The sequence below is a fragment of the Photobacterium sp. R1 genome, assembly GCF_054600795.1.
This window is the reverse complement of record NZ_BAAHZP010000001.1, coordinates 384,205-410,182: the sequence shown is the minus strand read 5'-3', so window position 1 is coordinate 410,182 and position 25,978 is coordinate 384,205. Positions and strand designations below refer to the sequence as shown.

Here is a 25,978-nt window from a genome sequence, read left to right as displayed (position 1 = left end):
TCAACTGTCGATGTCTGCAATGAAGGAATCCTAAGGTTAAAGTTAACTTGAATGTCAATGGTTATGCTGAACCCTTTTCGGCGCAGCACACAACCGGATGAAAGACTTGACCTTCAAGTGACCTTTAACCTTAAGCTGCAAATATCCCGATACTCAGCAAGTGATGATGCCTTTCATCAATGTTAACCCGCCAGAACAGGAGCATCAGAGATGGCCCGGCGAATTCTTCACGTGGTCACCAACACCACACAATCAACGCCAACCGGCCTCTGGCTGTCAGAACTCACCCACGCATGGCAGGTTTTTGCAGAATATGGATTCGAACAGGCCATTGTGAGCCCCATGGGCGGGCACGCACCACTGGACCCTCGTTCCCTCAAGTGGCCGAATCTGGACGCGACAGCCAAAGCCTGGCTGGCCGATCATCATCGGATGGCACTGCTTGAAAACACCGCCACACCCGAAGACATCGATCCGGCGCTTTTTGACACCATCTATTTTACGGGCGGTCATGGCGTCATGTGGGACTTTCCAAATCACGCCGGATTGCAGAAGATCACGCGTGACATTTATGACCATGGCGGTATTGTTGCCTCCGTCTGTCATGGGTACTGCGGGCTGCTCAATACAAAGCTGTCGGACGGTACGCTGTTGGTCGAAGGGCGACGCATCACAGGCTTTTCCTGGCGGGAAGAGATTCTCGCGGGCGTTGCGAAAAAAATGCCCTACAACGCAGAATCTGAAATGAAGCAGCGCGGTGCACGCTTCCGGAAAAACTGGCTGCCATTTACAGCCCGAGTTGAAATGGATGGCCGGCTGATCACCGGTCAGAATCCGCAATCGGCTCAGGCAACCGCGAAGCAGGTGGCTGTGCTGCTGACGACCGGCGCGCATTTATCAAAGATGGAATCAACAAACTGAAAAAGCGGAGGGTTCATCTGACATTCATGCTGAAAAACAACATGTTTGACAGCGGGTTAGCCTTTATCCTCTTTCGTTACCGGTTCACTCAGACCAAGTTGCGACAATACTCGCCCGGCATTCGTCGTACAATCCATATCATCGGGTTTGGCTTCTATCTCCGCCAACACCTGAACTAAATGCGCTTTGCTTTCTGTCAGTTGTTGCTGCAAGACTTCAATGTCCCGAATTTTTTCACGGAGAGTATTGACCAGCGAGTCGTGGTCCCACCGGGTTAAATCTGATGGCAATAACATGCGCAGCTCATCCAGACTGAATCCTGCTTTCTGAGCCATCAAAATCAGATGGAGTACCTGGACGGCTTCCGGCGGATACGTCCGGTAACCATTTGCCTTGCGCTGCACCACCTTCAGCAAACCAATACTCTCGTAAAAACGAATGCGGGATGGGGCAACACCTGTGCGTTTCGCCAATTCCCCAATTTTCATCGTGTCCGCCTTTTTCATCTGTCTGACCTGAACCTTCAATCAAAGGTTACCACTCTCAAGCCGGGATGACACAGATACCTCGTCATGCCTTTTGTCTTCTTTTCCGGATCAAGTGCATTCAGGTGTACATTCAATCCCCAATCAATCCTTCTGCACAACACGAGCAAAAAATCAGGTCACTCCCCGCCACAGTGATTCAGCGGATTACGACCTGATATGCGGTGCGTCAGAACACGAGATTGACTGCACCGGTTGCTTCATTGGAAGATCTCAGACAGTGCGCCGCTTTTACACCCGCACTTTCGGAATCAATCCCCCCGGTGCCAACCGGTAGCTCTGGGGGCTGCCATAACGGCTGAGCCGTTTTCTCCGACCTTTCCGAAACCGACAGCTGCGCTAATGCCTCGGCATCGAAGATCTGTGTCCAGGCACCATCATCCTGCTGTTGCACCCCCGGAGCAGCCTCAGCAAGCTGAAACTGCCGCTCGGGAGACAGCGCACACTGAAGCACCGTCGTCAGACTGACCACACAGTACACCAGGATGCCAAGGAGTGGTTCCTGCCAGTCATTCATCCTGTGGCCTCTTGGAGCTCTGATGTGGCTGACGTTTTTGCTTCACCGGACTGTTTCTGCCCCCGCTTCGCCAGCAGGTAATAAAACAGCGGGGTCAGCAAGAGTCCGAACACGGTGACACCAATCATGCCTGAGAAAACCGCAACTCCCATGGCCTGACGCATCTCGGCGCCTGCGCTGGTCGAATACACCAGAGGCGCCACACCCATGATAAAGGCAATGGAAGTCATCAGAATCGGTCGTAACCGCAACCGGCTGGCTTCCAGAATCGCGTCTTTGACCGAGTACCCCTGATCCTGCAACTCTTTCGCAAATTCGACGATCAGGATGGCATTCTTGGTGGCCAGCCCGACCAGCACGATAAAGCCGATTTGCGTCAGGATGTTGTTATCACCGCCGTAGAGCACCACCCCGCTGAGCGCAGAAAGCAGGGTCAGCGGAATAATCAGAATAATCGCCATCGGCAAGCGGACACTTTCATACTGAGCGGCCAGCACCATGAACACCAGCAGGATCACCAGTGGGTACACATAGAGGTTGCTGTCTCCGGTGATCATTTGCTGATAGGTCAGTTCCGTCCACTCATAGCTCATGCCTCTGGGCAGGGTTTCAGCCAAAATTTTCTCGATGGCTGCCTGAGCTTCCCCGGAGCTGTAACCCGGTGCCGGACCGCCATTGATCTCTGCCGTCATAAAGCCGTTGTAATGCATCACGCGATCCGGTCCGGCGGTATCTTTCACATGGATGAAAGAATCAATCGGCACCATGTCGCCCTGCGCATTCCGGACTTTGATCTGCCCGACCTGCGCCGCATCCTGACGATACGCCTGATCGGCCTGCATATTGACCTGATACGTCCGGCCAAACAGATTCAAATCATTGACATAAGTTGAACTCAGATAGCCCTGAAGCGTCTGGAAAAGCATATCCAGATTCACGCCCTGCTGCATCGCTTTGGTTCTGTCGACTTCAATATCCAGCTGCGGCACGTTGACCTGATACCCTGAGAAAACCCCGGCCAGTTCTGGCGTCGCTGCCGCCTTTTGCATCACCGTCATGGTTGCCTGATGCAACGCCTCAAAACCCAGCCCGTTCCGGTCTTCAATCTGCAGCCGGAATCCGCCAATCGTGCCCAGGCCCATCACCGGCGGTGGTGGGAAGACCGCGACAAAGGCTTCTTCAATCCCGGCATATTGCTGATTCAGCCGGGCAGCGATCGCATACGCACTGGCAGCCGGATCCTGACGCTGGTCAAAATCATCCAGCATCACAAATACAATGCCGCTGTTGGAGGCATTGGTGAATCCGTTGATACTCAGTCCGGGAAAGCCCAGTGTATTCGTAACCCCTGCCTGCGCCTGCGCCAGATCAGACATCTTTTTCAGCACCGCATCGGTGCGATCCAGCGAGGCTGCATTCGGCAACTGTGCGAAAGCAATCAGATACTGCTTGTCCTGCGCCGGAATATAACCGGTCGGTGTGGTGGCAAACTGATAGCCCGTCAAACCGAGTAAGGCCACATAAGCCACAGCGGCGATTGCACCGGCACGAATCACTTTACGCACCACCACGCCGTAGCCATCTGACAAGGCGCTGAAGAACCGGTTAAACGGGTTGAACAGCCAGCGGCCAAACAGACGGTCCATGCCGCGGGTCAGCCAGTCTTTCGGCGCATCATGCCCTTTCAGCAACAGCGCTGATAATGCAGGGCTCAGCGTCAGCGAGTTGATCGCGGAAATGAAGGTTGAAATGGTAATCGTCAGCGCAAACTGCTTGTAAAACTGGCCGGTCAGTCCGGTCATAAATGCCGTCGGAATAAACACTGCCGCCAGTACCAGCGTGGTCGCGACAATCGGCCCGGTGACCTCACGCATGGCTTTTACCGTGGCATCAACCGGGGACAAGCCCTCGCTGATATTCCGCTCGACGTTTTCCACCACCACGATGGCATCGTCCACCACGATGCCGATTGCCAGCACCAGACCAAAAAGTGACAGTGCATTGAGGGAGAATCCCATCAGCAGCATAAAGGCGAATGTACCGATCAGCGACACAGGCACCGCCACCAGCGGAATAATCGACGCCCGCCAGGTTTGCAGGAACACCACCACCACAGCAACGACCAGCAGCACCGCTTCCAGCAGCGTCTGAATCACGGCTTCAATCGAGCCCCGCACGAACACCGTCGGGTCATAGGCGATTTCGTAAGACACGCCTTCCGGGAAGTCTTCCGCCAGACGCGCCATCGTCTCGCGAACATCATTGGAGATCTGAATCGCATTCGAACCGGCGGCCTGGAAAATACCGATAGCTGCGGCATCCTGATTGTCCAGCGTAGAGCGCAGCGCGTAGGAATCCGCGCCCAGCTCAATCCGGGCCACATCTTTCAGGCGGCTGATTTCACCGTGCTCACCCACGCGGATGATGATGTTTTCAAACTCTTCAACGGTCGACAACCGCCCTTTCACATTGATCAGTAACTGATAATCCGAGTGGGTTGCCGGTTGCGTGCCCAGGCTGCCCGCCACGGCCTGCTGGTTCTGCTGACGGATCGCTTCCGCGATATCCGCCGGGGTCAGATGCAACGCAGCGACCTGATTCGGATCCAGCCAGACCCGCATACTGAAGTTGCCCGCACCAAACGACCGGACAGAGCCGACACCGCTGACTTTCGCCAGCTCATCTTTCACTTTGAGATTGGCAAAATTGGATAAATACAGCATGTCGTAACGGTCATCCGGCGAGAACAGATGCACCACCATGGTCAGGTTGGGCGATGACTTTTCCGTCACCACACCCAATCGCTGCACTTGCTGCGGTAAGCGCGGCAACGCCCGGTCGACCCGGCTTTGCACCTGAGACACCGCCAGATCAACATCGGTGCCGATGGCAAAGGTCAGGGTCAGCGTCATCATGCCGTCTGCGGTGGACTGCGAAGACATATACAACATGTTCTCCACGCCATTGATTTCCTGCTCCAGCGGCGAGGCCACGGTCTGGGCAATCACGTCGGGATTCGCGCCGGGATATTTTGCGCTCACGACCACGGTCGGCGGCACGACTTCCGGGTATTCAGTGACCGGCAACTGCCAGACCGCAATACTGCCGATAATGACAAACAGCAATGACAGCACCGAGGCAAAGACAGGTCTGCGAATAAAATATTGTGAAAACATAGAAGCGTCCTGATTACTGTGCGTCGGTCGGTTGGCGGGCGGTCAGCACATGGCTTCCCTCACCATTGCTGTTTTCTGCATAGCTTTCTTCGGTGCCCCATTGCTGAAGACGTTGGATATCCGCCAGTTGTTCTGTGGTCGCCATGTCAACGATTTTCGGTGACACCTGCATACTTGGCCGGATCTTCTGCAGACCGCTGACCACGATTCTGTCGGCTGCAGTTAAACCGGACTGCACCACCCGCAATCCGGCAACTTTCTCACCCAGGGTCACGGGCTGATAAGTCACCACATTGGCGTCATCCAGTTTGAGGACATACTTCCGGTTGAGATCAGTGCCCACCGCTTTTTCATCAATCAGAATGGCGTCATAGGGTTTGCTGGCCACCAGACGTAAACGTGCAAACAGACCGGGCATCAGCACCTGTGCTTCATTCTCAAACGTCGCACGCATCCGGATTGAACCGGTCTGCTGATTCACGGTGTTATTCACAAAATCGATATGACCCTGATATGAAAATCCGGCATCACCGGACAAAGCCATCATCACCGGGCTGGATTCACTGGCGTCAGACACACGCAACAGGTGATTCCGGACATAATTCAGGTAGGTTTGTTCATCGACGTCAAAATAGGCGTACATCTGCTCGGTCGACACAATGGTCGTCAGTTCACTCTGACCACTGGTGACATAATTTCCCTGCGTCACCTGTGCATGGGACACACGGCCATCGATTGGGGACACCACTTCGGTAAATGAGAGCTGCAGACGGGCATGTTTGAGCGATGCTTTAAGCGCATCCAGCTCTGCTCTGGCCTGCTGTAACCCTGCCTGACGATTATCAAAGACATCGGCGGAAATGGCTTTGGTTGCATTCAGCCGCTTCGCCCGGACGAACTCGCTTTCAGCCAGCTTCAGCTGACTCTGCAGACTGACCTGCTGAGCTTCCAGCCGCTCGACTTCCGCACGGAACAGGCGATCATCAATTCTGAACAGCACATCGCCCTGATGAACCATGTCGCCTTCCCGGTAAGCCACTTCGGTCACATAACCAGACACACGGGGCATAAGGACGACATTCACAGGCGCCTGCAAACGGCCTGTATATTCGTCCCACTCCGTGATTCGCTCGCTGATCACGGGGGCCACACTGATTTGCGGAAGCGGAGGCGATGCCGGAGATTCATTGCCAAATGCTGCCCCGGAGGCGGACAGCAGAATCACAGAAATGCCGCCCCGCAGGCGGTTTCCAAATCGGTTGAAAGTCATCATCAGGCAATCCTCTCTGACGTTGATAGGCTGAATTCGAAAAATGCAATGTCGTGACGAACCACCTCTCAGGGTTCAGATGTCACCTTGACATTCTATGTCTCATTCAGCTTATTGATATTGTCGAAACCTCGGGAATGATTGCCTATTTCTACAAAGCAGGATTTTCACCCATAGAATCAACACACTTTCGACAGACCGAACAAAGTCACAAAACACTGCATAAATCCCCTGACAAAAGCCAGCCTTGCCTGTTCCTACACAATCCTTGCCTATTCCTCCGAACGCTGTCATTCCACAAAACGGTGGCCCCAGGCTTGCCTTATACTCTATAGTCGCATGTGGACAGAAAAAGACGAGTGACGGAATGACGGCGACCCAACAAGAATTAATTAATCTGGTGAATCGGCATATTGATGGGCCGGGACTGACCGAAACGGTGCTGCCAGAATTAAAGCTGATGCACAGCACGGAAAATTCCTCCTGTTCACCGACCATTTACAGCCCGATGCTGTGTTTACTGGTGCAGGGTGAAAAGCGCATTACGGCCGGCGCACGCGAACTGTTACTGAAAGGCGGAGATTTTTTACTGGTGCCCGTCATGATGCCTGTGGTCGGCGAAATTCTTCGGGCTTCAGAAGAACAGCCTTACATCGGCATCAGCATTGCGCTGGATCTCAAAGAACTGACCGATTTGCTGATCGCCATGAAAGAGCCGCCCGAAGCCATCGCCAAATGTCCTTACTGCATCAGAACCGTGTCTTCTGATGAAGAGATGCTGTCGGTCTTCAAACGCTTCCTGACGTTACTCGACCATCCGGAAGATATTGCCGTCATGCTGCCGCTGCTCAGACGGGAACTCATGTACAGGCTGCTCAAAAGCCCGGCGGGTGTGCAGCTTCGCCAGTTCCTGCTTCGGGACACGCAGGCCAACCGCATCAGCAAAGTGGTTGAGATGATTCAGCAGCGATACCGGGAACCGATCCGGGTTCAGGAACTGGCCGATATGGTCCACATGAGCCAGTCTTCCCTGTTCAATGCCTTCAAAGCCGTGACGTCCATGACGCCGCTGCAGTTTCAGAAACAACTCCGGCTCAATGAAGCACGCCGGATCATGCTGCAGGACGGGCTCGACGCTTCCGCCGCCAGCTATCGGGTCGGCTATGAAAGCCCGTCCCACTTCAACCGCGAATACAGCCGGCTGTTTGGCATACCGCCCATGACAGATATCAGCCGCCTGCGAGGCCACAAACCAACGATGGAAGACCGGATATAGTCGTAGCCCCTGAACGGGGCTACACAACAATCTTATTTTTCCAGTGGAAACCATCCCGTCGTCTGTTCAATCACCTGCCAGAGTTTATCCGGAATTGTGAGATCAGGTTTCGCATCCCGCGGCAGCATTTCCCGCATAAAAGCCGGCACTCTGCCTTGCGCCATCTCGACCCACTCAGGATTGATCACCAGACTGCGGCCAATCGCGACCATGTCCACGCCGAGTTGCAACGCCTGCTCGGCCTGCTCCGGGCGATTGATCTGACCTGCGGCAATGACAGGGACTCGCTGTTTTACGTGCGCAGCCACCAGCGAAGCGGTCGGGAGACCATCCCGATCATCGATGGGTTTATCGGTCAGCAAATCCTTGAGCGACACATGAAGATAACTGATCCCCTGCTCTATCAATCGGTTGATCAAAGCGAAGCTATCGCCTATCCGCAGCCCGCCCGATTCCGCTTCTTCCAGAGAAATCCGGTAGCCGACCAGAAACGGACGTTGCGCGTACTGCTTGACCACGCGCTGAACTTCGTTCACCACCGCAAGCGGGAAACGCATGCGATTTTCCAGTGAACCGCCCCATGCGTCGGTCCGTTGATTGTAATGAGGTGAAAAGAAGTTCTGAATCAGGAAACCATGCGCACCATGCAGCTCAATGCCATCGAACCCGGCCTCAATAGCCCGACGGGTCGCCTCACCAAAAGCCTGAATCACGTCATGAATCTCTTCATCGGCTAAGGCGCGGCTGGCTTGCTGCCCGGTATTGAATGGACCGGGTGCGGCAGCCAGTTCACTCGCACTGACAATTTCACCCTTGGGTGTCAGTTCAGGCACCGCTTTGTTGCCGGCATGAAACAGCTGAAGCACGGCAGGTGCGCCACCACTTTTGGTCGCAGCTGCCAACCGGGTCAGGCTTGGCAGAAAATAATCATCCCAGGCCGCAAACTCATCGGTAAATCCAATTCCATTGGCCATGACATGAGAACAACCCGTGATGGCCAGACCGACGCCATTCACGCGACGGCGATAATATGCCAGTTCCTGTTCGGAAATCGTGCCATCGACATTCGACGACCAGGTGGTCATCGGGGCTAAGGCGACACGGTTTCTCAGGATGAAATGCTTTTGAAAATCAAACGCAGAAAATAAGGACTTTGTTTGCTCAGACACTTGGGACCTCTCTTGACCTGACATCATGCTTTGAAAACGTAACAAGACATCTGAAGAGCGTACCGAATTTTCTCTGTTAAGATTTGCCGGTTTTGACGTTGATCTTGCCTGATCCGACGAATGCGCCATGCCGAACAACAGACTAGCTGTTATGTCTCAGCCTGCGAATATCCTTCTGAGGAGGAGCGCCAAACAAGCGACTGTATTCCCTGCTGAACTGGGAAGCGCTTTCATAACCGACCATTGCGCTGGCGCGGCTGGCATCCATCTGTTGATTCAGCATCAGTTCCCGGGCCTCCTGCAACCGGAGCTGCTTTTGGTATTGCAGCGGACTGGTGCCGGTCATTGCCCTGAAATGCTGCCGGAATGTGGAAGCACTCATATGCGCCCGGTTCGCCAGCTCATCCATGCTGAATGAATGGACAAAATTTTGTTTCAGCCAGGTCACCGCTCTGGAGATATGCTCACTGGGTGAGCCTTCACTAACCAGATGCCGCAGGTGCAATCCATGTGGCCCGGTGAGCAGCCGAATCACGATCTCTTTCTGAATCAGTGGCGCAAGGTGCGGTTGCATCTCGGGTTGCATGGGTAACTGAAGCAAACGAATAAAAGCATCGCAAAGCTGAGCGTCAGCCTGTTCAATCGACACCGACTGAAACATATCCCCTTTATGGGGGCGTGATAAATCCAGCTCAGTATTCACAGCCAGAATCTGAGCAATATCCAGCTGAAGCAAAATGCCCAGATAGGGCTGTTGACGCCGGGCTTCAACCACATGAGAAACCACAGGCAAATCCAGCGTTGTGATCATGCTCTTGCCCGGACCCAGTTCGTGTACCACATCCCCGATTAAAACCTGCTTTCCGCCCTGAATGGTCAGCGCGACACTGAGGGTATAGATACAGTGCAAAGGTTCAGACGGTTGATTCCGGCGATGCAGCGACAATCCGGGCACCGTCGTGACGTGATCTCCTTCTGCCCGGGCAAGGCTACCGACCAGCTCTGCCAGCACGGCAAGCTTGGTAGACAGCGATAAATAGTCCGCGTGATTCTCATTCATCATTCAGTTCATCTTCTTTTTCATCAGGTCTTTTCATCTGTCTTTTCACCAGTCTATGCTGCTCAAACTGCTGCAGCATTTCCTCTGTGGTCAGTTGGCTTCCCATCCGGCCCCGGAACACTGCAACATGCTCAAAAGATTGCGCGCCATTTGCCTTCACCAATGTCTCAAACGCATCAATATAACTTTGCTCAAAATGACTGTTATACGTATTGAACAAGACAATATGCTGGCCGGAAAATTCAGTATTTGCGGCCAACTGCCAGACTGGCGGCGCCGGACTGTACAACCAGATCGGCGCGCCTAAAAACACGGTTTCAAACTCAGACAAATCGATCGATTCCGGCGTGATGACGGCGGTTTGGCCTCGTGCGTCTTTCATCGCATTGACCCACCCCGGTAAGCCGGGCGCATAGGCTTCCGCCTGAATGAAAAGTAACGCGCCTCCTGTCTTCTCGGCAATATGACGGGCCAGTACGGCCGTATTACCGGATCGGGAAAAGACAACAACCGCAACCTTATCAGGGTTGGTAGCATCAGCCTGCGGTTCTTTCAACCGGATCCGGTTTTGCTGAACTTGTTGGTTTTCAATCCGGGTGACCACAAATGGCACCAGAAAAGCAGCCAGCAACAGGACACAGAATATCAACACAAACCATTTCATCATCAGCGTTCACATCTCTCATTGAGCAGAAGCCTGACGCTTCAATCCGCATCAGGCCACCCGAGCTGAACCTCTTCAGAAACTTACAAGTTGTCCCTGAAGAAAGGCACGATCTTTTCCAGTGCAAGAGCAACCGGTTCAGGCTTGTCATATAAATCGTAGTGAGACCAGCCTTCCGCGACAAAAATCTCTTTCTTCTGCGAAGCCGCACGACCGTAAATTTCCCAGCCATCACGATAGGCACCGAAGCCGCCGGGTTTGTCGCCAATCACCACCAGCAGGGGCTGTGTCAGCAGCACTTCTGCATGAAGGAATGCATCCCAGCCCATCGCGGCACTGTTGAACGAGAACAGGCCGCTGGTCGCGCCGTTCGGCTGCTGACCGCGTGCGGTTTTGTAGTATTCCGTGGCTTCAAGCACATCAATATCATTCAGACCCATTTGCTTGCCCGCTTCAACTGAAGGCGGCAAATAATCAATCACATGACGCGCTGCACCCTGAGCTTCGGCAGTCCGCTGCTTGCCCATGGCCTCCATCGCGCCGACCGGATTAAACTCACTGAATGCCTCACGAATCAGTCGGCCGAAATTCACCCCGGTGATCGACGTCAGTGCCCGAATCCGATGATCGGTCATCGCGGCATGAATGGTATACGCCCCGCCCCCGCACACGCCAATCGCACCAATACGGTTCTCGTCGACATAAGGCAGTGTGACCAGATAATCAATGGCAAAACGAATATCGGAAACCCGAATTGCAGGATCTTCAATCAAGCGCGGTGTTCCGCCACTGGCGCCCTGAAAACTGGCATCAAAGGCCAACACGACATAACCCGCTTCCGCCAAAGCGGCAGCATAAATATTGCCGGAAGTTTGTTCTTTACAGCTTCCAATCGGGTGCGTACTCACGATGGCCGGATACTTGACGGATGCATCGAATGCCGGGGGTAAATACAAGTCTGCGGCAGATTCCCAGCCCAGATTCTGATAAGTCACATGTTTAATATTGTTCATGTTCATCGCTCCGTACAGGCTCGGTACGAAACACCGAGCCTGATTGAATCAATACAGGGGAAATTACAGTTTGGACTGGAAGAAAGGCGCCAGCACCGAGACCACTTCATCTACATACTGAGGCACGTCATACAAAGACATATGATTCGCACCGTTCACAACGTGGAACTGCTTGTCCTGACTGGCTGCACGCGCATACATATCATCACTCATCCACTTGCTGCCTGCTTCACTGCCCGCAATCACCTGCAGCGGTTGAGTCAGGAATGCTTCGGCTTTGTTGTATGCATCGTAAGTGATGATCTGACTGATACTTCGGGCCGTCATATAACCCGGTGCCGTCGGATACTGACAGCGTGGGGTGTGATAGTATTCCCAGGCTTCTTCCAGCTCTTTGTTCGGCGCATCTTCTTTGCGCATCGGTGCCAGCGGCAGAATCTCTGAATCGGGTTTGCCTGCATCACTGGTCCGCGCCTGAGAACCATGCTGAATGAAAGGAATCGCATCCTCATCTTTCACATTGTTGTCCCAGCCATTTCGGAACATCGAGCCAATGTTTACAGCGCTCACAGAACCCACCGCTTTGATCCGGCGATCATTCATTGCAGCATTTGCGGTATAACCCGCACCAGCACAAATCCCCATCGCACCAATCCGCTCCGGATCCACATAAGGCAGAGTGGTCAGATAATCAATCACAGCACTGACGTCTTCCGTCCGAATGTAAGGGTTTTCCAGCTGGCGGGGTTCGCCGGTGCTCTCCCCCTGATAAGAGGCATCGTAAGCGATGGTCACCAACCCTTGTTCAGCCAGCTTTTTCGCATAGAGCCCGGAGGCCTGCTCCTTCACACCGCCTCCCGGATGAGAGACAACCACAACCGGATATTTCTTGTGCTCATCAAATCCTTCCGGAAAGTTGATCACAGCGGCCATGGTGACACCCTGACCATTCAGATTTTTGAATTTCACCTTTTCCATGACACTCACCTCTTACCCTTGTATTCATCCGTATTGCTTGTCTTTCAGGCCGGGCCTGTTCAAGCGATGGGATGAGTATGGTCAAAAACCCAGGGGAGCGTTTGCCTGTTCAGATGCGATCCTTGCCTAAAATGATAACTGAGGACGACGATCTGCTGAAGTCATTAAGAGGAGGGGTAAATTTGTGTTCAGTTGCCCAGAAAGAAATGTGGCAGACGAAGCTGCCACATTGAGAATTTATCCGCAGGATTATGGCCGTTGCTTCAGTGCTGCATCAATATCTGCAGCACTGTGGCGTTCGGGGACTGCTTCCCAGGCTTCCCCTGAAGTCTTATTGACAATACGGCCACGCTGAACTGCCGGACGTGCCAGAATCGCTTTGGCCCAGCGCTGAACATGCTGATAGCGCTCTACATCCAGAAACTCCGCCGCATCATAAGCCAGTCCCAGTGCAACATTGCCGTACCAGGGCCATATGGCAATATCAGCGATACTGTAAGTCTCACCGGCGACATAGGTGTGGTTTGCCAGTTGTTTATCCAGTACATCCAGCTGACGTTTCACTTCCATGGTGTAACGGTTAATCGGGTACTCATACTTTTCCGGAGCATAGGCATAAAAATGACCGAAACCACCGCCCAGAAAAGGCGCAGCACCCTGCAGCCAGAAAAGCCAGTTCAGAACCTGAGTTCGTTCCGCAATCTCTGTCGGCAGAAAATGGCCGAATTTTTCTGCCAGATACACCAGAATTGAACCGGATTCGAAAACATTGATGGATGTCTCTCCCGAGCGATCCACCAGTGCCGGGATCTTGGAATTCGGATTCACACCCACAAAGCCGGAAGAAAACTGATCGCCGTCGCCGATATTGATCAGATGCGCATCATACTCGGCGCCGGACTCACCCAAAGCCAGCAGTTCTTCCAGCATGATGGTGATCTTCTGACCATTCGGCGTTCCCAGCGAATATAACTGAAGGGGATGGTCGCCGACCGGAAGTTCTTTCTCATACCGGGCCCCGGCATCCGGCCGGTTAATGCTTGCCCACTCGCCGCCATTTTCGCAGTCCATGGTCCAGACTTTCGGGGGTACGTATTGGTTTGCCATCCTGTTTTACCTCACTTCGATAGACTCATCTGTTCAATATCGGGGCGGCGCGTGACGAATCAAAGTTTACGGCCGTGATTCATTAGAACGGTTAGTGATAGAAAAGTCACAAAAAATATAACCTGATGAACTTTCGCGAGTTTCCGGCAAGTCATCCGAATGAACTGTCAGTGCCGGTACCCACGCTGCACAATCCCACAACGGACCAAAACTAAAAAGGCAGACAGTGAGCAAAATCTTTGGGTTGATCGGCTGGTCAAAGAAAGTGAGTCATGACGAACAAGCCCCTGAACAAAGGCAGGCCGCGCGTCTTGGAAATTCGGGAAAATCAGGCGGAACGACATGCACTGAGTCGTCCCGCCTGAATGATCAGCCGATTATGGCTGGATATTGAACGAAGACACCGCAGGCAGATACATCGCATTTGCAATGAACTTGTGCGTCGCCGTCGTCGGATGGGTCACGCCCCAGAACACATACTTATCTGAGCCGTGCGATGCACAATCAGCCGTAAAATCGTGGCTATACAGGTAATCCGCGGCTGAGTTTCGGTTGATGTCCAGACAGGCATCTTTGGCATTCGCAAAGCCGTATGCCAGTGGCTCCGTCGTGATCTTTTCGAACAGGGCATAAGCGTCAAACAACACCACGTTCACACCTTTGTCCTGATAACTTTTGGCCTCAGTTTTGATGAATTCGTTAAAGGCCAGAAGCTTTGCCCGGACCTTATCAATTTCAGCCTGAGTGGCATACTTAAACTGCGGCGCACGGGTCGCATCCGGCAGAGTCATCAGCAAAATGTTATTGGCGCCGGAAGCGGTCAGACGTTGCATCGCTTCACTGTAATCCGCCTTTGCATCCGCAACCGTCCGGTCATAGTTCATGAAATCGTTCAGGCCAAATTCCAGCGTGAACAGCGTATTCGCCGGATTGTAGTTCTTCGCCAGCTGCATGTATTCCAGATAGGACGTGACCTGCTCTGTCACACCCGTGAGTGCAACATACTGGTTCGAACCCGCCGCACCGCCGACTGCCCAGTTATACAGCGGCAGATTCAGGCTGTCCGACAGATACTCAGTCCACACAAAACCATTGGAGAAATGGCCCAGGAACCAGGAATTCCGGTTCGGGAAAACCCATTGCGAAGCGTTGAACAGATTGCCGGTATCCGACAGACTGTCGCCGAATGCCACGACCTTATTGATGCCGTTCACCGGCCCCTGATCGTTGGTCCAGACAGTATGGTTATACGACCAGCTGTTGTCCGCCGCATAAAACAGCATGTCCGCCGTATCGTGGGTTACGCCCAGTGTTTCGGCACAACGCTGCTGAATTTCAGACTGCGACGTACTGGTGTAGAACATATTTTTAAACGACCAGCCGGACCACCAGTAACCATTCAGTTTGTAATAATCTCCGTTGGTATCCCGGGCCCACTCCCAGGTGGTTGCCGGATCATCATGTGTCTGTGCCGGGCGATACCAGCAACGCACATAAGTGTAAGTGTTACTACTTTGTACCTCTTGAATTTGCGCAGCCGTCAGCGGTTGGTTTGTGTTCTCAACTTCAGCACTTTGTGCAAGTACAGAAAATGGCAAAAGTGTCAGTAAAAGTGTTTTTTTCATTGTGAGCCATACATTCATTGTCAGTGGTAAGAGGTATGACCTATAGATGATGTTAATGGAATGTGTCAAAAATGCACTACAACTAGAAGCACAAAAATGGAACCAAGTTCAAAGGGTGACGGCTTTATAAGCGATTTTTTGCGACATCCCGGGAACGGGAGGACATGAGATTTATGAAGCTTTTATGATGAAAAACAACCGGATATACACATTAAAAATCAGGTCTTTTGACTACTGATATTCTGCTGTTCCGCTTTAAAAATAAACGAAGTGGTGCATTCAAAATCAAATTTAATTCTGAATTTTTTGTTTCATTTTTTTAACATTTAATGCATCAGCTATCCGCCGCTGTTGCACGACTGATATCCAGCTCACTTGAATACATCACCACAGTGAATTTGAAAGGATCAATCATTTATTTGAGATTATAATATCGTTGAACCGGACTTCTGCAGCAAAATAACGCTTCTTATCCTAGATATCTTCCTCGGTTTCACACTGGATATCTCCCATTGCGAAAGCAGGCTGTAATAACAAAGTGAATGATGATGACAGAAAATAACCCGCATGCTGACCATGCATTTGAGCTCGCAAATAAAGCACTTTTTCTAGAATTAGACGGGACTCTTTCTGAAGCCTTACACATGTGGCAGCAAGCTTCCGCATACGCCGATGAACACCTGCCCGATGATGATTTGAATTTCTGGATCAAAAGCGGCTATGGCTCTGTCTTACTTGAACATCAAGACTATGAGCTCGCCATTGCCATCTCCGGCCAGGCTTTAAACTGGTGCCGTGAACAGAAACAACCCCTCCCCTTTCTGACCACAGCCAAAGCCAATCTGAAGCTCGGAGACACCAGCAAAGCTGCACAATTCGCTCATCAGGCACAGCAGATCAGTGGTGACGAGATTTTCGATCAATTTGAGCCCCGGGACCGGGAAGTCATCATCGCAACACTGAACCATCACTAATTGTTTGCCCCCGTTTGGGTTCAGCAAAACGAATCCCGGCAGTGAGCTCGTACTATTTTCAGCGGACGACGAAGAAGCAACCTCAATGACGCACCACAATCACAACACTCGCATCAATCAGGTCAGTTTTGGTGAACCCAAGGATGTGCTGGTGCTGGAACCAATGCCTTGTACATCGCGGGACCAGAGTCTTGTCAGAGTCCGGATCGAAGCTGCGAATATCAACCCCAGTGATCTGTTATCGATTCATGGTGTTGGTCAGTACCGCCGGAATCATCAGCCGCCGAGAGTGCCGGGGTTTGAAGCGGTAGGTCATGTGACCGCGTCTGATTGCCCCCGGTTCGTTTCAGGACAAAAGGTGCTCGTTGCGGCGCAGGGAACCTGGCAGAAATATGCAGATGTGCATCCGGATAACTTATTTCACCTGCCGCCGGATATCGGCAACGGCTATGCAGCCCAGCTCTATATCAATGCCTTCACGGCCTGGATTCTGACCACAGAAGTGGCCCGCCTCACGCCGGAGGATGTCGTCATCATCAATGCAGGCAGCTCTGCAATTGGCAAAATCTTCGCGCAGTTGTCTTCAACCGTAGGATTTACCCTCATTGCCATCACCTCACGGCCTGAATCCTATCCGTATCAAACTGTACCTGTCTTAAACGCCCATGAAAATCTGGCATCGCAGCTCAAGCAATATGGCCTCCCGCAACCTAATGTGGCACTGGACGCAATCGGCGGTCCTGCCGGCACCGAGTTGATTCAGACGCTTGGCACTCAGGGGCGATATATCACCTACGGTACCTTGTCGCTGGCCGTGTATGAAAAGCGCTTTTTCGAATATCAGCAACGGCAGCAGATTCAGTTCAGTAATTTCTTCTTACGGTACTGGGAAGATCAGGCAGGCAAAGCCGCCCGAAGAGAACAGTTTGACATGATGCTCGAGCATTTTCTGTCCAACAAGATCGCGCTGGATGTAGACCAGTACTTCCCTCTGGAACAGTTTCAGCTGGCTTTGGAGACGATTGAAAAGCATCGTGCGGCTTTAAAGGGCAAGATTATTTTGACGATGTAATGGTATTGCTTCACTGAGCAATGTTTACACCGCCATTCAACCGCCACCGAGGCGGCTGAATGGATATCCGGTTGAACTGAAAAATCAACAGGCCAGCAAAGATTACTCTTCAATTTCAGGGAGTAAAAATCAGGACAGGCACTTTATTCTGAATGACTGATTCACAGGCATCACCTGGGATCGTATTGCTTCTCATCGGATTGAACCGGCGAAAAGTCGATGCCAAGTTCATCATGAATGGCTTTACTTTTTTGATCGTTCAGCCCATTGAACACAACGTCTGCATTCAGGCCGATATGACAGGAACCATAAATACGACCGATTTTTTTCATTGTTGCCGTTAATTCAACTTCACCTGTGTGTGTCGGTAACACTTCTAAATCATAACTATCTAAGATTCGATGACGTTGAATAAACTGAGCCGACTTCGGTTCAAATCTCAGAGTGAAGAGCGACGAAGACGATTCCCTTCTATTCCAGGTAAGTGTCAGCGTATCATCCGCAGTCATGTCATATTGAACTTCACGCCACTTCCAAAAGTTTCGGGTTCGGTAGACCCATTGTGCCTCGTTGACACGCCAGAGAATTTCCCTTTTTCGCAACACAGACCACAGCCCCAGCAACCCAAATGCAGCCTGTAAGGGGCTAGGCGATGTAAAAGGCAGAAAGATGGCGAACCCAATCGTCCAAAACCAGCCAAATGGCTTATGCCAGACCTTTAAGTTGCAGATGACACTATCGTTTGTGTGTTCTGTTTGCTTTGTTTGTTTTGTCATTTTCATCTCGCCTGTCATACGACAACATCATTGGCGGTGTTCTGCCGATTTCGTTTCATGTTTCATTTGACTAGGCTTCAGCCTGTATCGCTTCACTTCATAATGAGCGGCATTCATGTCGCTATCGTCCAGCGTTTCATCAGTACGCTTGAATGCTTCATCCAATGGGATGCGAGTAGGATCTATGCCAAGCGCTGTTTTGATTGCCATATATCTTTCATCGTCCAGATCTGTCAATCCAAAAACGATTTGGACATCCAGATTGCTGGCACGGTAGATCCCGATAATTTGTTTCATCATCTCCGTTAACTCAGGCGCTTTGGCATCTTGATCGAATTTTTTTAATCGATATTGAACTCCAGCTTGATATTCAGATTGACCATCCGGATCAAACCGACTGGCTTCCGGTTCGAACTCAAGTTCAAACCAGCCATAACGCGTCATGATCGTGCCATCTCTTTCTTCCTCAACAGGCTTTTCGTAATACAAAATCAATGCATCGCGGTCTGTCATCTGATGGCTGGTCTGGCGCCACAGAAAAAAACGTCGAACTCGGTAAGACCATTGACGCTCCCTTTTTCGCCAGACCATTTCTTTTTTTCGTAATACGGACCAAAGGCTCAGTAAAGCGGTCACGTACTGAACCGGAAAATAAGGAAACAGCACAATCAATACAACAGACGCCAGAAAAAATACCCAACCCACAGGTTTGTGCCAGATCTTAAAGTTACAAATGACGATATCGTCTCTCTTCTTTTTTAGCTTAGCCATGCCAACCCCACGATTTAATAACAAATTTCACTTTAGATGTACTGCCGATTTTCCAGCATTTCACTGTGACACTTGGTGCGCAGAATAATGATTTGAAATAATCCACACAAGGTAACCGCTTTCAAGAAGCGCAGTAAATATTGGGGCGACATGATGAGAGTATGGATTTAAATAACATGAAGATATTCCTCTCAGGGAATTTAAACTTTTAAAAAAGACAGTCACCTTACAATACTTATTCTCCTCACTGTTGAATTCGACTTTTTCCAGCATAAAGCGAATGGTCGCCAAAGACAGCGGTTTATCCTGATATTCAACACGGCGTACATCAAGAGAAACGGCTATCAAGCATTCATGCGTAAGCCGTAAATTTCGATTAAGCAAGTCGAACCGTGAACCATTGGATTTGTTGATAAAACAACCAAATCAGCGTACTTGAAATCCCCTCTACAGCATTTTTCTTAATCTATTCATTTACAAGCATTTCCTAACATTTCAGTGAACCAAATGAGTTTGAATGGAATTTGCTCCACCTGTTGGCAATACATCCATCATTGCAATTTAGCCCGAAACGGACATACTGCGCCCTGTTAAGCGCTGTAGAAAAATGTGTTGGAGTAGTCGTCTGATGAGACTTTTAGGTAAATTTTGTTTTAGCTTAGTTGTATTGTTTCTGGCCGGTTGTATCGAATCTGGTGTGAATTTTTCAATTCGCTACGATGCTGTGAATGGATTGAAAAACAATGCACCATTAATGCATGACGACCAAGTCATTGGCAAGGTCAATGAAATCATCTACACCGAACAGGGTCATTTTGAAGTGCATGTGACTGTCGATGAAGCCTTCCAATCACTGGCAACTGATTCTGCTCTGTTTGTCATCACAGACAATGCCAAGGCCAAAGAGACACAGATGATTAAACTCATTTCGAATGACAAGCCGGGAGCATTCATTCAAGACGGACAAGTGATTCAGGGCAGTACAAAATTCACGGGGATTGCTAAAGAGATGCAAAATCAGCTTGGCAAGAGCCTGCAGTCGTTCGCTTCCAGTATTGACCGTTCCTTCTCGAACTGGGTCGATAATACTGCAGAACCAACAGCGGACCAACTGGACAATGAATTAGATCAACTGATAGAGGAAGCAAAATCATTCGGTCATGATGCCAAAGATCGGATACAAGCCGATGTTGTTGAAACGCTGAAACAGCATATTGAACGACTGAAGCTGCAAATGAATGAACGGAATCAGGACGACTCCATTGACCAGCTTGAAAAGAAGGTGGAAGAACTGGATCACCTGATGCAGGCGTAATTTAAAACCCTAAGTATACGTTTCCTTGACCAAGACAACATCGGATCTGCAAGTAATACAACGTGTCGTAGATCCGATGATTCGCCACCGAACTTCTTCAGATTTCATAGAACCAGGAGTCATGCTGAAGATCCAGCAGCTCTGCGGTCCCGCTTTCGAGTTGGTAGAGATAGAACTGTTTCAACGGCGGGGAATAGATGTGCAGTGTCACCAAAGGTTCATCCCCGCCTTGCAGGTTGGATATCTGGTGAATATCACTGTCGTGACTCACCGTCACCTCACCGGTTGGATAGTGCGTCGACTGGGTCGCGTAAATGTGACCATTCGCAGCTGGCTGAAACAGAGTTTCTGTCGCCTGCCCCTGCAGCACTTTGACCCCGCAAGCGCTGCCAAGGTGGTCATGAATTTTACTCCGCTGACCATTCAGCCAGCTTAGGATCAACACTTCACAATGAGCATTGCCAAACAAGCGGCGCCTTGAGTACGTCTCCTGATCAAACTGCACCAACTGTTTTACCTCGTCACTGTTGAATTCAACTTTTTCCAGCATAAAGCGAATGGTGGCCAGAGACAGTGGTTTGTCGGCTAATTCAACATGAGCCAGAAATTCCTGATAGTTAAAACGATAGTCCGCATCCAGTAACGCAGTAAGAGCGGGGGCCATCTGATGATGTGTCGTTGAAGGTTGCATCGTGTTCTCCTAACCTGTTGTTTTATTCGTTATTGTTATGTCTTATTCCTGTTTAACACGGTCAGTAGACCACTTTCTTTCGCGTCCGGCTTACTGAAGTATTGGATTCGGTGAACACAGTCACGAATTAACATACAATTAACAACCCTGAAGTTTGCATGCTGCCCTTCGAGGAGAACTTCGAGGAAAAACAAAAGGCATTGACTGACAAACTGTTCATTACGGCCTTGCTGCAGGCGGAAAGAAGGCTAAGTAATGAGAAAAATCACTGAAAATAGAAGAGAAGAGAGAAGACTTGAAAATGCAGACAAAGAAAAACGGCTTACAAGCGCTAGCCTGTAAGCCGTTGATTTTGATGGTGCCCCGGGCCGGACTTGAACCGGCACAACGCGAACGTCGAGGGATTTTAAATCCCTTGTGTCTACCAATTCCACCACCAGGGCACGCAATTCTGGATTGCGATGGGTCAGACACCATCTTTGTACCGACATCTGAATCGATACAGACAAAATTTGGAGCGACACACGAGGTTCGAACTCGTGACCTCAACCTTGGCAAGGTTGCGCTCTACCAACTGAGCTAGTGTCGCAAATGGAGGCGCGTCCCGGAGTCGAACCGAGGTCCACGGATTTGCAATCCGCTGCATAGCCACTCTGCCAACGCGCCTTCGACAATCAACCGCTTGGGTTGTTGTTTTGGCTTTCACCATGACCGCTTCGTCGTTACCTCCGTTGCGGTACGGGATGCATTCTACGCAAAGGTGAGATCGAGTCAACAGCAAAATTCATCAATTTGAACTGAGTGATTGTTTTACACCCAAAACAGGTCATTCTTCTCATTTTTTACCCATCAGACAAAGCTGAAAGGCTGACTTTTTACCGATGTGTGAGGGAGTTAGCGCGTTTCATTCGTTGAACGCGGTCGTGATTTTTGAAAAGAAATTGGGTTTTTCCCCTTCTGGCAGGCCTGCAATTTTGTCTGAGGCTTGTCATTTCCGGGCAAAAAGAACAGAATGGCGACCCAGATCACATTTCAATTTTGTTATGCGCCGTTTCAGTCTTTGTGTCCCAGTCGTGATGTCTTGTTTACTCGCTGCCTGTTCGCCTGCCGAACAAGCTGAGACACATCTTCACATCCGGTTTCTGACACAACTCCCCCCTTCTCCCGGCAAGGCTGATCTGGATGTCATTGCGATGCCCGCACAAGAAGGGATGACCTTTTATTCGGCGCATAATCCCAAGGTGGAACAACAGCCGTTTTCTTACATTACGGCAATCACCCCGGAAACAAAGTCCTACAGTGATTCTGCCAGCCTGCTGCCTCAGGCCAGTTATCCGGTGCTGGCAAGTAATATCGATTTCGGCCTTCGACAGAACGGGGACGAAGTTTACAGCTACAACAGCTATAAAGGCCGGGCAGACGCTTTCATTCGCTGGTATGGCAATAATCAGGTTGCTTTTCTGGCGCTGATTAACCCTTACCCGGGCAGCGAAGAACTGCACGAGCGGGATCTGACGCTGCTCAGAAACAGTGTTGACCGGCTTCAGGTGAAAGGGATCCGAAATATCGTGCTGCTGAGTCAGTATCCGACACGCTTTTCCCCGGAGCTGTTAAAAAACGTGCAGGGCGTGGATGTGGTGATCAGTGCCGGTCAGGAGTCACAAACTACAGTGACAGGCAAACGCTGCATCGCAGCATTCAGCCAGGCGAAACCTGATAAGTTATCGCTGATGTTTGATCCGAAAGGACAAATCAAAATGTGCAGTTTTCCGGATGAAAAAAGCCGCTTCAACACGGAAGCGGCCATTACACCCAAAGGGCTCTGACAGCGTCAGTCGCGAACCAGCGCGACCGCTTCACGCACCAGACGACCGATTTCTTCCCAGTCACCGTTATCAATCAGCTGCGGGGCGACCATCCAGGTGCCGCCACAGCACAGCACGCGATCCACGGCCAGATAGTCACGAATATTGGCTTTACTGATGCCGCCGGTTGGCATCAGGCTGACATCCACATAAGGTGCCAGCAGTGATTTCACCATATTCAGACCGCCGGAGGCTTCCGCCGGGAAGAATTTCAGAAAGTTCAGACCCAGTTCCAGCGCCTGTTCAATCTGGCTTGGGTTGTTCACGCCCGGAACCACCACAATCCCCTTCTCCTGACAGTAACGCACTGTATTCGGGTTCAGACCCGGCGCCACAATAAACTCTGCACCGGCTGCCTGCGCGCGATCCACCTGCGCCGCATTCAGCACAGTACCCGCGCCGATACACAGCGTTGGATAAGCTTCCCGCATCAGGCGGATGGCTTCTGCTGCCGCGTCAGTCCGGAAGGTGACTTCTGCCACGGGCAGGCCGTTCTCTACCAGGGTTTTCGCCAGCGGAACTGCCTGTTCCACCCGGTTGATTTGAATCACCGGGATAACTTTCAATTGTTTTAACTTTTCAATCAGGGATTGAGACATGAACTTCTAACTCCTTTACATCATCTCTGTCATAGCCTCGGGCGGAATAATCGCGCCCGGGTGTTGAATCACAATCGCAGCCAGCTGGTGACCCAGTTCTGCCGATGCCGTGGCTGTTTCTCCGCTCAGCCGGCCTGCCAGATAACCGGCTGCAAATGAATCGCCTGCCGCGCAGGTATCAATCACCGTCTGAACCGGGTTGGCAGCCACTTCACTGATCCCCGGATGGTCAGACTGTAAATCCGTCGCCACCAAACACGGCTGGCTGCCGCGCTTAATCACAACTTCAGCGCAGCCAAAATCGCGGCAACGTTCCGTCACATCGCCCTCGCCCCACACTTTCTGGTCATCATCTTCGGTGATCAGGGCGATATCCACAAAAGGCAGCACCTGCTTATACCAGTATTGAGCCTGTTTGGCTGTCCACAGTTGCGGCCGGAAGTTGTTATCGAACACAACTTTACCGCCGGTCGCTTTGTGTTTTTCCAACAGTGTAATCAGAATGGCTTTGGCATCTTCCGCCAGAATCGCCAGACTGATGCCGCTGATATACAACACATCAAACTCATTGTTATCAATGGCCCGTTCCAGCGGGGTAACTCCGGTCGCGAAATAAAACTTCGCGGCACTGTCATTGCGCCAGTAGTGAAAATGGCGCTCGCCGCTGGGCTCAGTTTCCACCAGATAAAGTCCGGGTAATTTCTCGTCCAGCCGACGCACCAGACGCGTATCAATATATTCTTCCTGCCAGGCAGACAGCATATCCTGGCTGATATTGTCTTTTCCCAGTGCCGTTGCGTAACTGACATCCAACCGGCGAGAACGTCCGAGCCGGGCCAGATAGAGTGCCGTATTTAAGGTATCACCACCAAAGGTGCGACGTAACGGCTGGCCGCTCAGCTCGACCATACATTCACCAAAAAATGCAATTTTCACAGCGGTCCCTTTCTTTCTTGGACTGTTTCTACAAGCCTAATTCATGATGCAGGCCTTGGTTCATCACAAAGACCTGCATTTTCACAAGTTTTAGCGATTTATTTCGCGCAGGCAGCCTCTGTACTGATGTCCTTCTGAACAGTGTTTTCCATCGCTTCACGCTCGGCATCCAGGATGGCTTTGGCCTGTGCCGGGCTCACCTGATTGGCAGGCGTCAGCAGGCTGACAGTTGCACCGGCCACCAGCGCAGTCAGCACCGACGGGATGCAGGGATTTCCCCAGTAGGCATTCCAGTCCGCATTCAGAATCACCGAGAAAGATGCCGCTGAAGCCCCGGCCAGCGTTGCCAGTGCTCCCTGCCAGTTATACCGGGACCAGAACCGCCCCAGCATGCCGCAGACGAACATGCCTGACATCACGGTGGAAATCATCTTGGTGATATAGCTGATAATGTCATTCGAAGTCAGCGCGAACAGCAGGGCCATGCCAATGACAATCACCAGCGACAGACGGGAGTAAAACACCATTTTGTCTTTTGAGGGTACTTTGCCCGTAAAGAGGATAAAAATGTCACGCAGCATGATCGACACCCCGGCAATCGCATCCGAACTGGCGCTCGACATGGTGGCAGACAGACCCGCAATCAGCACAATCATCCCCACGGCGATCGGCAGCACGGTTGCGGCGACATAAGGAAACGCATAGTTCGCGTTGTTCAGTTCCGGGTTAATGGCGTGGGCAGACATCCCGATGACTGCCGGAATAATTGAGAAAAACAGGTAAAGTACACCGGACATGACGAAAGAGCGGCGAATCGTGGACACATCCTTACCCGAGTAAATACGCTGGCGGAAAGACGGCGTAGCCAGAATTCCGACACCGACCACCATCGCCAGCGACAGCGCAGGCAGTGCGCCCAGCTTTTCAATGCCGAGCAGGCTCACCGCTGCCGGATCCATGGCTTGATAGAGGTTTTCCAGCCCGCCGATTTGCTGAACGGAAAGTACCGCCATCAGAATAAAGCCAAAGAACAGAACAATCGCCTGAATCGTATCGGTCCAGACCACCGCGGTATAACCGCCGATGACGACATAAATGGTGAAGGCCGCAGCAATGACGATCTTGGCGGTATTCAGATCGATATCCGCGATCCACGCCAGATACAGGCCGCCGCCGAGAATATGGGCGCCCAGCCAGCCGATACAGGCCACGAAGATCAGCACACCCACAACGTTTTTCACCACCTTGTTGGCGCCAACATAGTAGGCCAGTTCTTCACTCATGGTCATGAAGTTCAGCTTACGGACCGGGGCAAACCACCAGGCCAGCAGTAAGATCCCCAGGGCACCCCCGATCCCGTATAACGCACCGGCCCAGCCGTTCAGGTATCCGAAACCGACTGCGCCCATACTGGAGCCGGTACCCACCATGGTTGCCACGGTCGTCCCCAGTACGAGGAACAATGGCAGGCCACGTCCGCCCAGCAGAAAATCTTCCCCTGATTTCTGAGAGCGGGACACAAACCAGCCCAGCCAGATCATAAACACCACATATGCACCGAATCCGGTGAGAAAGAGTGTACTGTTCATTCCTTACCTCTTATAATCCGTCATTGCTTTTATTTGCTTGGGGATAAACACATTCGGTTATCCCGTGTA

23 protein-coding genes and 3 tRNA genes are annotated in these 25,978 nt (G+C 51.4%); 6 read left to right on the top strand and 20 right to left on the bottom strand.

What is annotated here, in order from left to right; translation table 11 throughout:
• Positions 1–210: 210 nt before the first annotated feature.
• Complete coding sequence (locus ACYP03_RS01975) at positions 211–921, top strand: type 1 glutamine amidotransferase domain-containing protein (RefSeq protein ID WP_459778289.1); 711 nt, start codon at positions 211–213, stop codon at positions 919–921.
• Positions 922–977: 56 nt separating this feature from the next.
• Here ACYP03_RS01975 and ACYP03_RS01970 read toward each other — a convergent pair whose 3' ends face one another.
• The 4 genes from ACYP03_RS01970 to ACYP03_RS01955 all read right to left on the bottom strand — a co-directional run bounded on the left by ACYP03_RS01970 (position 978) and on the right by ACYP03_RS01955 (position 6,432).
• Positions 978–1,409: a MerR family transcriptional regulator gene (locus tag ACYP03_RS01970; protein WP_459778288.1), complete on the bottom strand. Its 432-nt coding sequence runs from the start codon at positions 1,407–1,409 to the stop codon at positions 978–980.
• 226 nt (positions 1,410–1,635) lie between these two features.
• Positions 1,636–1,983 (bottom strand): hypothetical protein, encoded by a 348-nt coding sequence (locus ACYP03_RS01965; RefSeq protein WP_459778287.1) that lies wholly within the window; start codon positions 1,981–1,983, stop codon positions 1,636–1,638.
• Positions 1,980–5,159, bottom strand: a complete 3,180-nt coding sequence (locus ACYP03_RS01960) for an efflux RND transporter permease subunit (protein WP_459778286.1) — start codon at positions 5,157–5,159, stop codon at positions 1,980–1,982. The genes ACYP03_RS01965 and ACYP03_RS01960 overlap by 4 nt, the downstream gene beginning before the upstream one ends.
• 13 nt (positions 5,160–5,172) lie before the next feature.
• A complete protein-coding gene (locus ACYP03_RS01955) occupies positions 5,173–6,432 on the bottom strand; it encodes an efflux RND transporter periplasmic adaptor subunit (RefSeq protein WP_459778285.1) in 1,260 nt (419 codons plus the stop codon).
• Positions 6,433–6,796: 364 nt separating this feature from the next.
• Here ACYP03_RS01955 and ACYP03_RS01950 point away from each other — a divergent pair, with 364 nt between their 5' ends.
• A complete protein-coding gene (locus ACYP03_RS01950) occupies positions 6,797–7,705 on the top strand; it encodes an AraC family transcriptional regulator (protein ID WP_459778284.1) in 909 nt (302 codons plus the stop codon).
• A 32-nt stretch (positions 7,706–7,737) separates the two neighbouring features.
• On the opposite strand, the gene ACYP03_RS01945 is transcribed toward ACYP03_RS01950, so the two are convergent.
• From ACYP03_RS01945 to ACYP03_RS01915, 7 genes are all read right to left on the bottom strand, one after another.
• Positions 7,738–8,874 carry an NADH-dependent flavin oxidoreductase gene (locus tag ACYP03_RS01945; protein ID WP_459778283.1) on the bottom strand — a complete coding sequence of 379 codons (1,137 nt, stop codon included), beginning with the start codon at positions 8,872–8,874 and terminating at the stop codon, positions 7,738–7,740.
• Between the two features lie 142 nt (positions 8,875–9,016).
• The gene (locus tag ACYP03_RS01940) at positions 9,017–9,934 is read right to left on the bottom strand and encodes an AraC family transcriptional regulator (RefSeq protein ID WP_459778282.1); all 918 of its coding nucleotides are present in this window, start codon (positions 9,932–9,934) and stop codon (positions 9,017–9,019) included.
• The gene (locus ACYP03_RS01935) at positions 9,927–10,601 is read right to left on the bottom strand and encodes a flavodoxin family protein (protein WP_459778281.1); all 675 of its coding nucleotides are present in this window, start codon (positions 10,599–10,601) and stop codon (positions 9,927–9,929) included. The genes ACYP03_RS01940 and ACYP03_RS01935 overlap by 8 nt, the downstream gene beginning before the upstream one ends.
• An 80-nt stretch (positions 10,602–10,681) precedes the next feature.
• Positions 10,682–11,611: an alpha/beta hydrolase gene (locus tag ACYP03_RS01930; protein WP_459778280.1), complete on the bottom strand. Its 930-nt coding sequence runs from the start codon at positions 11,609–11,611 to the stop codon at positions 10,682–10,684.
• A gap of 63 nt (positions 11,612–11,674) precedes the next feature.
• A complete protein-coding gene (locus tag ACYP03_RS01925) occupies positions 11,675–12,589 on the bottom strand; it encodes an alpha/beta hydrolase (protein WP_459778279.1) in 915 nt (304 codons plus the stop codon).
• 249 nt (positions 12,590–12,838) lie between these two features.
• On the bottom strand, positions 12,839–13,696 hold the full coding sequence (gene yghU / locus ACYP03_RS01920; RefSeq protein ID WP_459778278.1) for a glutathione-dependent disulfide-bond oxidoreductase: 858 nt from the start codon (positions 13,694–13,696) through the stop codon (positions 12,839–12,841).
• Between the two features lie 377 nt (positions 13,697–14,073).
• Positions 14,074–15,321, bottom strand: a complete 1,248-nt coding sequence (locus tag ACYP03_RS01915) for an SGNH/GDSL hydrolase family protein (RefSeq protein WP_459778277.1) — start codon at positions 15,319–15,321, stop codon at positions 14,074–14,076.
• A 548-nt stretch (positions 15,322–15,869) separates the two neighbouring features.
• Between ACYP03_RS01915 and ACYP03_RS01910 the strand changes: the two genes are divergently transcribed.
• Both ACYP03_RS01910 and ACYP03_RS01905 read left to right on the top strand, forming a co-directional pair.
• A complete protein-coding gene (locus ACYP03_RS01910; protein ID WP_459778276.1) occupies positions 15,870–16,295 on the top strand; it encodes a hypothetical protein in 426 nt (141 codons plus the stop codon).
• Between the two features lie 85 nt (positions 16,296–16,380).
• On the top strand, positions 16,381–17,367 hold the full coding sequence (locus ACYP03_RS01905) for a zinc-dependent alcohol dehydrogenase family protein (RefSeq protein WP_459778275.1): 987 nt from the start codon (positions 16,381–16,383) through the stop codon (positions 17,365–17,367).
• A 170-nt stretch (positions 17,368–17,537) separates the two neighbouring features.
• Here the strand turns inward: ACYP03_RS01905 and ACYP03_RS01900 are convergent, their stop codons facing one another.
• Complete coding sequence (locus tag ACYP03_RS01900; protein ID WP_459778274.1) at positions 17,538–18,143, bottom strand: hypothetical protein; 606 nt, start codon at positions 18,141–18,143, stop codon at positions 17,538–17,540.
• 27 nt (positions 18,144–18,170) lie between these two features.
• On the bottom strand, positions 18,171–18,914 hold the full coding sequence (locus ACYP03_RS01895; RefSeq protein WP_459778273.1) for a hypothetical protein: 744 nt from the start codon (positions 18,912–18,914) through the stop codon (positions 18,171–18,173).
• A gap of 697 nt (positions 18,915–19,611) precedes the next feature.
• Between ACYP03_RS01895 and ACYP03_RS01890 the strand changes: the two genes are divergently transcribed.
• The gene (locus tag ACYP03_RS01890) at positions 19,612–20,229 is read left to right on the top strand and encodes an MlaD family protein (protein ID WP_459778272.1); all 618 of its coding nucleotides are present in this window, start codon (positions 19,612–19,614) and stop codon (positions 20,227–20,229) included.
• A gap of 97 nt (positions 20,230–20,326) precedes the next feature.
• Here ACYP03_RS01890 and ACYP03_RS01885 read toward each other — a convergent pair whose 3' ends face one another.
• The 4 genes from ACYP03_RS01885 to ACYP03_RS01870 all read right to left on the bottom strand — a co-directional run bounded on the left by ACYP03_RS01885 (position 20,327) and on the right by ACYP03_RS01870 (position 21,586).
• Entirely contained in the window at positions 20,327–20,920 is a 594-nt protein-coding gene (locus tag ACYP03_RS01885) for a cysteine dioxygenase (protein WP_459778271.1), read from the bottom strand.
• 356 nt (positions 20,921–21,276) lie between these two features.
• A tRNA-Leu gene (locus tag ACYP03_RS01880) sits at positions 21,277–21,363 on the bottom strand.
• 70 nt (positions 21,364–21,433) lie between these two features.
• Positions 21,434–21,509, bottom strand: a tRNA-Gly gene (locus ACYP03_RS01875).
• Positions 21,510–21,512: 3 nt separating this feature from the next.
• Positions 21,513–21,586, bottom strand: a tRNA-Cys gene (locus ACYP03_RS01870).
• A 410-nt stretch (positions 21,587–21,996) separates the two neighbouring features.
• On the opposite strand from ACYP03_RS01870, the gene ACYP03_RS01865 reads away from it, so the two are divergent.
• The gene (locus tag ACYP03_RS01865) at positions 21,997–22,746 is read left to right on the top strand and encodes a hypothetical protein (RefSeq protein ID WP_459778270.1); all 750 of its coding nucleotides are present in this window, start codon (positions 21,997–21,999) and stop codon (positions 22,744–22,746) included.
• 5 nt (positions 22,747–22,751) lie between these two features.
• On the opposite strand, the gene ACYP03_RS01860 is transcribed toward ACYP03_RS01865, so the two are convergent.
• From ACYP03_RS01860 to ACYP03_RS01850, 3 genes are all read right to left on the bottom strand, one after another.
• Positions 22,752–23,384 carry a bifunctional 4-hydroxy-2-oxoglutarate aldolase/2-dehydro-3-deoxy-phosphogluconate aldolase gene (locus tag ACYP03_RS01860; protein WP_248139459.1) on the bottom strand — a complete coding sequence of 211 codons (633 nt, stop codon included), beginning with the start codon at positions 23,382–23,384 and terminating at the stop codon, positions 22,752–22,754.
• A 15-nt stretch (positions 23,385–23,399) separates the two neighbouring features.
• The gene (locus ACYP03_RS01855) at positions 23,400–24,293 is read right to left on the bottom strand and encodes a sugar kinase (RefSeq protein WP_248141597.1); all 894 of its coding nucleotides are present in this window, start codon (positions 24,291–24,293) and stop codon (positions 23,400–23,402) included.
• 125 nt (positions 24,294–24,418) lie between these two features.
• Positions 24,419–25,909 (bottom strand): sodium:solute symporter family protein, encoded by a 1,491-nt coding sequence (locus ACYP03_RS01850; protein ID WP_459778269.1) that lies wholly within the window; start codon positions 25,907–25,909, stop codon positions 24,419–24,421.
• Between the last annotated feature and the right edge of the window lie 69 nt (positions 25,910–25,978).

Coding starts and splice junctions, on each gene's coding strand:
- ACYP03_RS01940 (WP_459778282.1), bottom strand. CDS start 9,934: ATGAATGAGAATCACGCGGACTATTTATCGCTGTCTACCAAGCTTGCC.
- ACYP03_RS01895 (WP_459778273.1), bottom strand. CDS start 18,914: ATGGCTAAGCTAAAAAAGAAGAGAGACGATATCGTCATTTGTAACTTT.
- ACYP03_RS01850 (WP_459778269.1), bottom strand. CDS start 25,909: ATGAACAGTACACTCTTTCTCACCGGATTCGGTGCATATGTGGTGTTT.
- ACYP03_RS01860 (WP_248139459.1), bottom strand. CDS start 23,384: ATGTCTCAATCCCTGATTGAAAAGTTAAAACAATTGAAAGTTATCCCG.
- ACYP03_RS01960 (WP_459778286.1), bottom strand. CDS start 5,159: ATGTTTTCACAATATTTTATTCGCAGACCTGTCTTTGCCTCGGTGCTG.
- ACYP03_RS01900 (WP_459778274.1), bottom strand. CDS start 18,143: ATGACAAAACAAACAAAGCAAACAGAACACACAAACGATAGTGTCATC.
- ACYP03_RS01955 (WP_459778285.1), bottom strand. CDS start 6,432: ATGATGACTTTCAACCGATTTGGAAACCGCCTGCGGGGCGGCATTTCT.
- ACYP03_RS01965 (WP_459778287.1), bottom strand. CDS start 1,983: ATGAATGACTGGCAGGAACCACTCCTTGGCATCCTGGTGTACTGTGTG.
- ACYP03_RS01865 (WP_459778270.1), top strand. CDS start 21,997: ATGTCTTGTTTACTCGCTGCCTGTTCGCCTGCCGAACAAGCTGAGACA.
- yghU (WP_459778278.1), bottom strand. CDS start 13,696: ATGGCAAACCAATACGTACCCCCGAAAGTCTGGACCATGGACTGCGAA.
- ACYP03_RS01975 (WP_459778289.1), top strand. CDS start 211: ATGGCCCGGCGAATTCTTCACGTGGTCACCAACACCACACAATCAACG.
- ACYP03_RS01885 (WP_459778271.1), bottom strand. CDS start 20,920: ATGCAACCTTCAACGACACATCATCAGATGGCCCCCGCTCTTACTGCG.
- ACYP03_RS01930 (WP_459778280.1), bottom strand. CDS start 11,611: ATGAACAATATTAAACATGTGACTTATCAGAATCTGGGCTGGGAATCT.
- ACYP03_RS01925 (WP_459778279.1), bottom strand. CDS start 12,589: ATGGAAAAGGTGAAATTCAAAAATCTGAATGGTCAGGGTGTCACCATG.
- ACYP03_RS01970 (WP_459778288.1), bottom strand. CDS start 1,409: ATGAAAATTGGGGAATTGGCGAAACGCACAGGTGTTGCCCCATCCCGC.
- ACYP03_RS01910 (WP_459778276.1), top strand. CDS start 15,870: ATGACAGAAAATAACCCGCATGCTGACCATGCATTTGAGCTCGCAAAT.
- ACYP03_RS01915 (WP_459778277.1), bottom strand. CDS start 15,321: ATGAAAAAAACACTTTTACTGACACTTTTGCCATTTTCTGTACTTGCA.
- ACYP03_RS01935 (WP_459778281.1), bottom strand. CDS start 10,601: ATGATGAAATGGTTTGTGTTGATATTCTGTGTCCTGTTGCTGGCTGCT.
- ACYP03_RS01905 (WP_459778275.1), top strand. CDS start 16,381: ATGACGCACCACAATCACAACACTCGCATCAATCAGGTCAGTTTTGGT.
- ACYP03_RS01950 (WP_459778284.1), top strand. CDS start 6,797: ATGACGGCGACCCAACAAGAATTAATTAATCTGGTGAATCGGCATATT.
- ACYP03_RS01855 (WP_248141597.1), bottom strand. CDS start 24,293: ATGGTCGAGCTGAGCGGCCAGCCGTTACGTCGCACCTTTGGTGGTGAT.